Source organism: Psychrosphaera aquimarina (genome assembly GCF_032461525.1).
GTDB lineage: Bacteria > Pseudomonadota > Gammaproteobacteria > Enterobacterales > Alteromonadaceae > Psychrosphaera > Psychrosphaera aquimarina.
In genome coordinates, this window is the sequence record NZ_JAWCUA010000002.1 from 1 (window position 1) to 6,910 (window position 6,910).

The following is a 6,910-nucleotide window of genomic DNA, read 5'->3' on the forward strand; positions in this document are numbered from 1 at the left end:
GCGAGGAAATCCTCGCAATCATTGTAGCCACTATAAGGAGGCTGATCTTCTGTAACAGTTAGCTCTACTTGCCAGCGTCCCTGTGCTCCAGCTGGAATAACATTTGGAGTGATTAATGCCTCAAATGTTGTGAGGTGATCACCCGATTCATCGGTATATACAAGATCAAAACTAAACATGGTTGATTGATCGAGTATTTCATTTTCTGACCACTGAAATAATAAGCCATTAGATGTTACCTCACCTGTAATGTTTTGATTTGAGGTATTCAAAATAGAATAAGTTGTGTATGGCACATCAAATGAAGGCGAGCGATTAATAGTACTGAACTCATTGATAAGGGCATCTGGGAACAACGAAGAATAATCATCAATAAAATTTTGAATACGATTAACTTGTTGTTCTAGCTCACTACTTAAAGAATAACTAACATTAAGTGTCATAGGAGTTGTCTGAAGATTAACAAAAGATAAAACTTGCGTGTTGTTCAATTCAGACCTGTATGCCAGTTGTTTCATCTGTGGTGCTTGTTTACTACTCGATACACTTTCCTGGCTACTAAGATCTGCCTCAGCCCATTTAGTGCAGTGTCCATATAGTAGAGAAACTGAGTTATAAGCGTCTTGTGCATACACGATAGTCGCGGCTCCAGCGATACCGCCCCCGACGACTAAAGCTCCTGATAGTAGCCCTAAAGGGCCGGATGATATTGCGCCCTCAATTGACAAAGTTGTCAATCCCGCTGCAATGACACTACGCGCCATCGCTTTGGTAAACCTTATAGCTTCGGGCTCGCACTCCAATATTGAAAATGTATCATCATCATTTAAAAGTATTGTGCTTCTCGTCTTGGTAATTAGGCTGTTTTTCGAAGTATCTTCCGCTTTTAAGGCACTTAGCAGCTTCGCTAGTTGCTGTAATTCTGCATCCGTTAACTCTTCAACCTTATTTAACTGATCTTGTAAATTACTTATAAGAAGAGAAGGTTCTTCACCTCCGATAGTTTGTCCCGACTCGCCGACTGCCATCAACTGCTCGATAAGTGATTCAATAAAACTGACCGAATAATCTCGCGCACTTCCAGAGATGACTGCAGATTCAATATTGATTGATAAACCAAACTGTTCTTTCCTACTACCTTCCTGAAAATCTAGCAAAATCGACTGCTCACCATCATTTATATCAAATGGTATAAACAAGAATACAGCACCGCCGTCTGTCACTATCAAATCATTAGACAGCCCATTTTCAAAAGTTGCACTTAGTGCTTGCAAGTCATTTACTTGAGATACATCTATCTCTATCACTTCGCCAGCAGTGTAATTCGACTTTTCATATTTAATAGTTAAAGCTGATTTATCATTTTCATAAACATACCATTCTCGATTTAATATCGAATACGAAGATCCTATCGAACTTAAATGCGCAAAACGATGATATTCGCTTTCCTCTGTAGTGTAATCGCCATCATGAAAAAAATTAAGTACATCTAAAATACTGGGAATAGAAACCGAGAGATCACTTACTGACTCTTCTTGGCGCGTTGAATAAAACCCTTCGTAAACATTAAAACCATTAGCATCATACTCAACAACATTAAATATCGAATTGTTTAAGTAAATACCTTCTCGCCATAAGTATTTATCAACTTGACTCACATCTTCCCTTAACCATCTCCTAAATGAACCATTAAATTGATTTTTTGATATCGTAGCTTCTTCAATTAGCACTTCTCCTTGAGCTTCACTATTTATTTGATTCGAGAATGGATCAACAAGTTCAAAGCGAAGAAACTCTCCGTCGTACTCGTAGTAGTCATGTGAACTAGGGATATAAGTTACAGGCGTGTTAACTGAACTTTCTATTTTTTGAGTTCTGTAAAAGAGATAATCACTTTGATCCCAGAACTCCACTGCGGGGCATATATCATACGATTCAGGATCTTCGATGTGCACACCGGAAAAAAATGTTCTATAAAGTCCTGATCAATAAAATTTGCTAAAGCAGGAAAATCAAACCCTCCAAGCCCTGGTTTGCAAGCAATTGCTTTATATAGACTGATATCGCCACTAACATTATCATCTTGGCATTGAGCACTAAATCTTAACTCTCCATTTGGAAAGAATTCGGTTACGTTTCCGTTACACTCTCCGTTAAGGTATGGCACAACACTCTTAATATTCCCATTGGGCCAAAAACTCACTGTATTTCCCTGAACTTCTCCATATACAAAAAAACTTAATTGTTTAACTCTATATTTAAAGTCATCGATATGATCTTCGTAAAAGGTGATGTAAGGTCCATGTTCTAAACCAAAGTAATTGAAATATTTTGCAATCACTCTGTCTTTTGGGCCCCGATTGGTTGTATTCCCAAATCTAATTACAGGTCCAACACTTTCACCTGATGCGATAAACTCCACTGATGATAAGGTATTGGAAGACGCATAATATCTTTGATATCCATCTAAAAGCCCACTATCGTCGTTACACAAAACTTCATCGAAGCCGAAGTTATCGAAACTTGTATTAAGCTCGTTTGGGCAATGAGCCCAATAATAATCACAAATCGCATCTTGAGAACCGTCTTCACTAACATAAGGGCACGAAGTTTCAGTATTAGTCGCGGGAAATGAGTCCACTTGAGGTGGCGGAACGTTAGCGTAGCTACTCATTACTTCCTTTACAATTGCTTCGTCCAGACCGTGGAAGTTACCACCACTCCATCCGTTTTCGGTCCAACGACCGGCTTGCAAGTCTTCTAAATATGTTGCCTCTATATCATTCAAAATTTCAATATTTTCATTGTCAACGTTATCGATATTATCTTGAGGGTCGTTGTTTGCGTTAACATCGTCACTTTCGCTACCGCCGCAAGAAACTAAGAAAAGTACAGACAATAGACATAAAGTACGAGTCCAGAATTTTGACTTACCATTCTTTTTAATCATCTTTTGAAAATCCGAAATTTAAATATTGATTAAAAATATAGCAAAAAATAAATACCAACAAAAGTAATTGCAATTCTGAAAAACAAGAAATAGGTTTATTTAGGTATGATCTAAAGTTGCTAAACTGAGGTTAAGCTCTTTCTTTCTTTTATATTAAGCTGAACTAAGTTTATTTTATTAAGCAGTATAATTAAAAAAATGAGCTTAAATGCTCATTTTTATTACGCAAAGATTAGGTCAGTTATAGATCACCAAATAAGTCGTTTGTAGGGTCTTCTTCTTTTGGCGTTTGTAACACTTTTATATCAATTTGTTTTTTTATCCACCTATGCTTTCTCGATTTACATAGTTTGATGACATGACGTTTTTCTTCGTCATTAAACTGCATCCACTGAAATCTTTCATCACGACTGCGAAAACACCCTTGGCAAAAGCCATTGGTTCCGTTTAAGCAAATGCCCTTACATGGGCTTGGAATATGAAATAGTTCTAATTGTGGCATAACTTAAGTTTAAATTAGTCCCTTAAAGGTTGCGATTCAGTGATATCAAAGTCGAATTAATAGTATATATAAAAAAACCTGCAAATTGCAGGTTTTTACTGTTAGGTATGTTTTACTTTATTCTACTAAATCTAACGGTAAATCTTCTTTTACCTTTTGCCAGATTTTAGCTGACTCTAAACCAAATTTACGAATTAACGCAATTGATTCGTCATGTTTACCCGCTTTAGTAAAGACTTCTAGTTCTTCGTAATACTTCCTAGACAAAGCGCGTGCTTCTTCGTGTGAGAAATAATACTTAGCAATCTTTGACCACAAACCTTTAAAGCCGTTTAGTACTAATACAAATACTATATTGCCTGCGGCGTGAGCTAATTCATGATTTAAGTGATAATCAAAATCAGCAAATTCTTGCGGATCATTTGAAACCGCAAGCGCCTCCTGTGTTAAAGCTATCACTTGCTCTGGTGAGTTTTTAATTGCGGCTCTAACATAGATAGCACTAAAGTTTGTGCGAGCTGATAATAGTTGGTCAATTAATTCACCAACGCCTTCAGCATCTAATTTGGCTAATGTAGGTAAAATATTTAACCCACATGTATCCCAGTAATTATTTACTTTAGTAGGTTTACCATGTTGGATTGTTAACCAACCGTCACGAGCTAACCTTTGTAATACTTCTCTCAAAGTAGTACGAGTAACACCAATTAATTCTGATAACTCTCGTTCGGCTGGAAGTATTGAACCGGGAGGAAAACGATTGTTCCAAATAGAATCTACAATATATTCTTCAGCAAATCCTGCTGGGCTTTGCGCCTTTATTATTTTCATTAATACTGTTTACCTTATTTCATCTGGACTGATTGTACCAGAAGAAGACACGAGTACAACAAATGGTTTTTTTTCCGCAATCATTTCAAAACTCTAAGAAAACTACTATTTTATGTAGGATTAAACTAATAACTTTAGTACATTAGTTCAGCATCAAACGGGCTAACGCCTACAAAACAATTAAAGGAAGGTTTTAAACGTATGCAGCAAAATTCTATGAGCGCTTTTTATCAAAATTTCTTGGGGAAATCTCCCGAATGGTACAAGCTCACTATTATTGCGTGTTTGGTTATCAACCCAATCTTATTTAGTTTAGATCCATACATTGCAGGATGGGCATTGGTTTTAGAGTTTATATTTACTCTTGCCATGGCGTTAAAATGTTACCCATTACAACCTGGTGGATTATTAGCTTTAGAAGCAATCATTATTGGAATGACAACCCCAGGACACGTTGAACATGAAATTTCGCAAAACTTAAGCGTCATTTTATTGTTAGTGTTTATGGTCGCCGGTATCTATTTTATGAAAGACTTACTTATGTATTCTTTCACCAAACTCCTTATAAAAGTAAAATCTAAAGTCGCCCTGTCGGTTTCATTTGCAGCAGCATCTGCATTTTTATCTGCGTTTTTAGACGCCTTAACTGTTGTTGCCGTAATTATTACCGTCAGTACCGGCTTTTATATGATTTATCATAAAGTCGCATCCGGTAAACAAAATCATGTAACAGACCACGACCATACCGATGACAATCACTTAGACGTCCCTACCCGTTCAGAATTAGAAGAATTTAGAGCCTTCATGCGTAACATTATGATGCATGCTGGTGTGGGTACTGCATTAGGTGGGGTTTGTACTTTAGTTGGTGAGCCTCAAAACTTAGTAATAGCAGAACGAGCGGGCTGGAGTTTTATTGAGTTCGCACTACGCATGTCACCAGTTACCATTCCGGTATTAATTTTTGGTTTATTAACCACGATTTTATTAGAGAAATTTAAGATCTTTGATTATGGGGCACAATTGCCTGAGTCAGTTCGCAAGATATTAGTTGATTACGATATTGAAAAAGATAAAGGGTTAACAAAACGCGATAAAGTTAAATTATGGGCGCAAGGCGCAATCGCAGTTTGGTTAGTCATTGGATTAGCTCTGCATTTAGCTGCTGTAGGTTTAATTGGTCTTTCAGTTATCATTTTAGCAACCTCAGTTGCCGGTATTACGGATGAACATTCAATTGGTAAAGCATTTGAAGAAGCCTTGCCATTTACCGCATTACTTTGTGTATTCTTTGCCGTTGTGGCTGTAATAATTGACCAAGGATTATTTGCTCCTGTGATTCAATGGGTATTAACCTTTGAAGGTAAGATGCAATTAGTGATGTTCTTTATCGCCAATGGCCTGCTCTCTATGGTCAGTGATAATGTATTCGTTGGTACTGTGTACATCAACGAAGTTGCTGCTGCATTACAACGTGGCATTATTACTCGTGATGAGTTTGACTTATTAGCGGTAGCCATTAACACAGGTACTAACTTACCAAGTGTTGCGACACCAAATGGTCAAGCTGCATTTTTATTCTTATTAACATCTGCATTAGCACCGTTAATTAGATTGTCATATGGAAAAATGGTTTATATGGCATTGCCATACACTGTTGTTCTTTCTATTGTTGGCTTGTTAGCGACTTATTATGGTTTAGCTGACTTAACACAATATATGTATGACCATAACTTAATTGAACACCATACTACGATTGGCCAATCAAATATAACTGGTCACTAAACATAGTGTTTAATTTAACTGCAATATCGACTTGGCCAGCTACACGCTGGCCTTGGTTTATCGTAGCTACCAGTGCGCTTATATTAGAATCCGTTGCTTTGTACTTTCAATACGGTATGGGGTTAGAGCCTTGTATTATGTGCATTTACCAACGTGTCGCAGTATTTGGCATCTTATTAAGCAGCCTACCAGCGTTATCAGTTCCTCAAAGTAATATCGCTCGATTGATCAGTATTACAGGATTATTGGTGGCTTGTATTTGGGGGCTGTTAATTGCTCAGGAACACGTGGCAATGCAAAATCCTGATAACTTCTTATTAGCCCTTAGCTGTGATGTCTACCCTAACTTCCCAGATTGGTTGCAATTGCACACTCTAATGCCTTCATTATTTGAACCTAGAGGCACTTGCGGCGATATCGACTGGTCATTGTTTGGATATTCTATGCCACAGTGGATGGTATTTATATTTAGTTGTTATACAGCTTGTATTACTGCTGTTGTTGCTACTCGTTTGCTAAAACTTAAAACCATTTAATTAAATTAAGGAGGCGTTTAATTAACACCTCCTTTTTATTCCTTCTCTGTTAACCACTTCTGTGTATAACACCTTTTTTTTGTATATTAGTTATATAACTACATAACGGTAAATTAGATGCTATTAACATAAAAATTACACGGCAAAAACACACCGCACTAACGGCCACTTAACGGCAAACATTTACCGCACAAACTCTCTTTTTATATTCAAAATACACGATAAGAACAGCCACATCAAAAACAAGCCCATTATCAATGACCCTTATAAATAAAGGCCTTCAAGCCATTTAAGTAACTAATTAAT

6 protein-coding genes are annotated in these 6,910 nt (G+C 37.0%); 2 read left to right on the forward strand and 4 right to left on the reverse strand.

The window, feature by feature from the left end; all coding sequences use genetic code 11:
• The 4 genes from RT723_RS03015 to fadR form a co-directional block, all read right to left on the reverse strand.
• On the reverse strand, positions 1-1,913 hold a 1,913-nt coding region (locus RT723_RS03015), incomplete at its 3' end, for a hypothetical protein (RefSeq protein ID WP_315945843.1).
• Positions 1,862-2,899 carry a toxin-antitoxin system YwqK family antitoxin gene (locus RT723_RS03020; protein WP_315945844.1) on the reverse strand — a complete coding sequence of 346 codons (1,038 nt, stop codon included), beginning with the start codon at positions 2,897-2,899 and terminating at the stop codon, positions 1,862-1,864. The genes RT723_RS03020 and RT723_RS03015, both read right to left, overlap by 52 nt.
• 292 nt (positions 2,900-3,191) lie before the next feature.
• On the reverse strand, positions 3,192-3,452 hold the full coding sequence (locus RT723_RS03025; protein WP_315945845.1) for a DUF1289 domain-containing protein: 261 nt from the start codon (positions 3,450-3,452) through the stop codon (positions 3,192-3,194).
• A 117-nt stretch (positions 3,453-3,569) separates the two neighbouring features.
• On the reverse strand, positions 3,570-4,283 hold the full coding sequence (fadR, locus tag RT723_RS03030) for a fatty acid metabolism transcriptional regulator FadR (protein WP_216053460.1): 714 nt from the start codon (positions 4,281-4,283) through the stop codon (positions 3,570-3,572).
• 201 nt (positions 4,284-4,484) lie between these two features.
• Between fadR and nhaB the strand changes: the two genes are divergently transcribed.
• Both nhaB and dsbB read left to right on the forward strand, forming a co-directional pair.
• A complete protein-coding gene (nhaB, locus tag RT723_RS03035; protein ID WP_315945846.1) occupies positions 4,485-6,068 on the forward strand; it encodes a sodium/proton antiporter NhaB in 1,584 nt (527 codons plus the stop codon).
• A gap of 5 nt (positions 6,069-6,073) precedes the next feature.
• Positions 6,074-6,604: a disulfide bond formation protein DsbB gene (dsbB, locus tag RT723_RS03040; RefSeq protein WP_315945847.1), complete on the forward strand. Its 531-nt coding sequence runs from the start codon at positions 6,074-6,076 to the stop codon at positions 6,602-6,604.
• Positions 6,605-6,910: the final 306 nt, after the last annotated feature.

What these genes read in the sequence shown, in the direction of transcription:
- RT723_RS03025 (WP_315945845.1), bottom strand. Translation starts at nt 3,452, where the DNA reads ATGCCACAATTAGAACTATTTCATATTCCAAGCCCATGTAAGGGCATT.
- fadR (WP_216053460.1), bottom strand. Translation starts at nt 4,283, where the DNA reads ATGAAAATAATAAAGGCGCAAAGCCCAGCAGGATTTGCTGAAGAATAT.
- nhaB (WP_315945846.1), top strand. Translation starts at nt 4,485, where the DNA reads ATGCAGCAAAATTCTATGAGCGCTTTTTATCAAAATTTCTTGGGGAAA.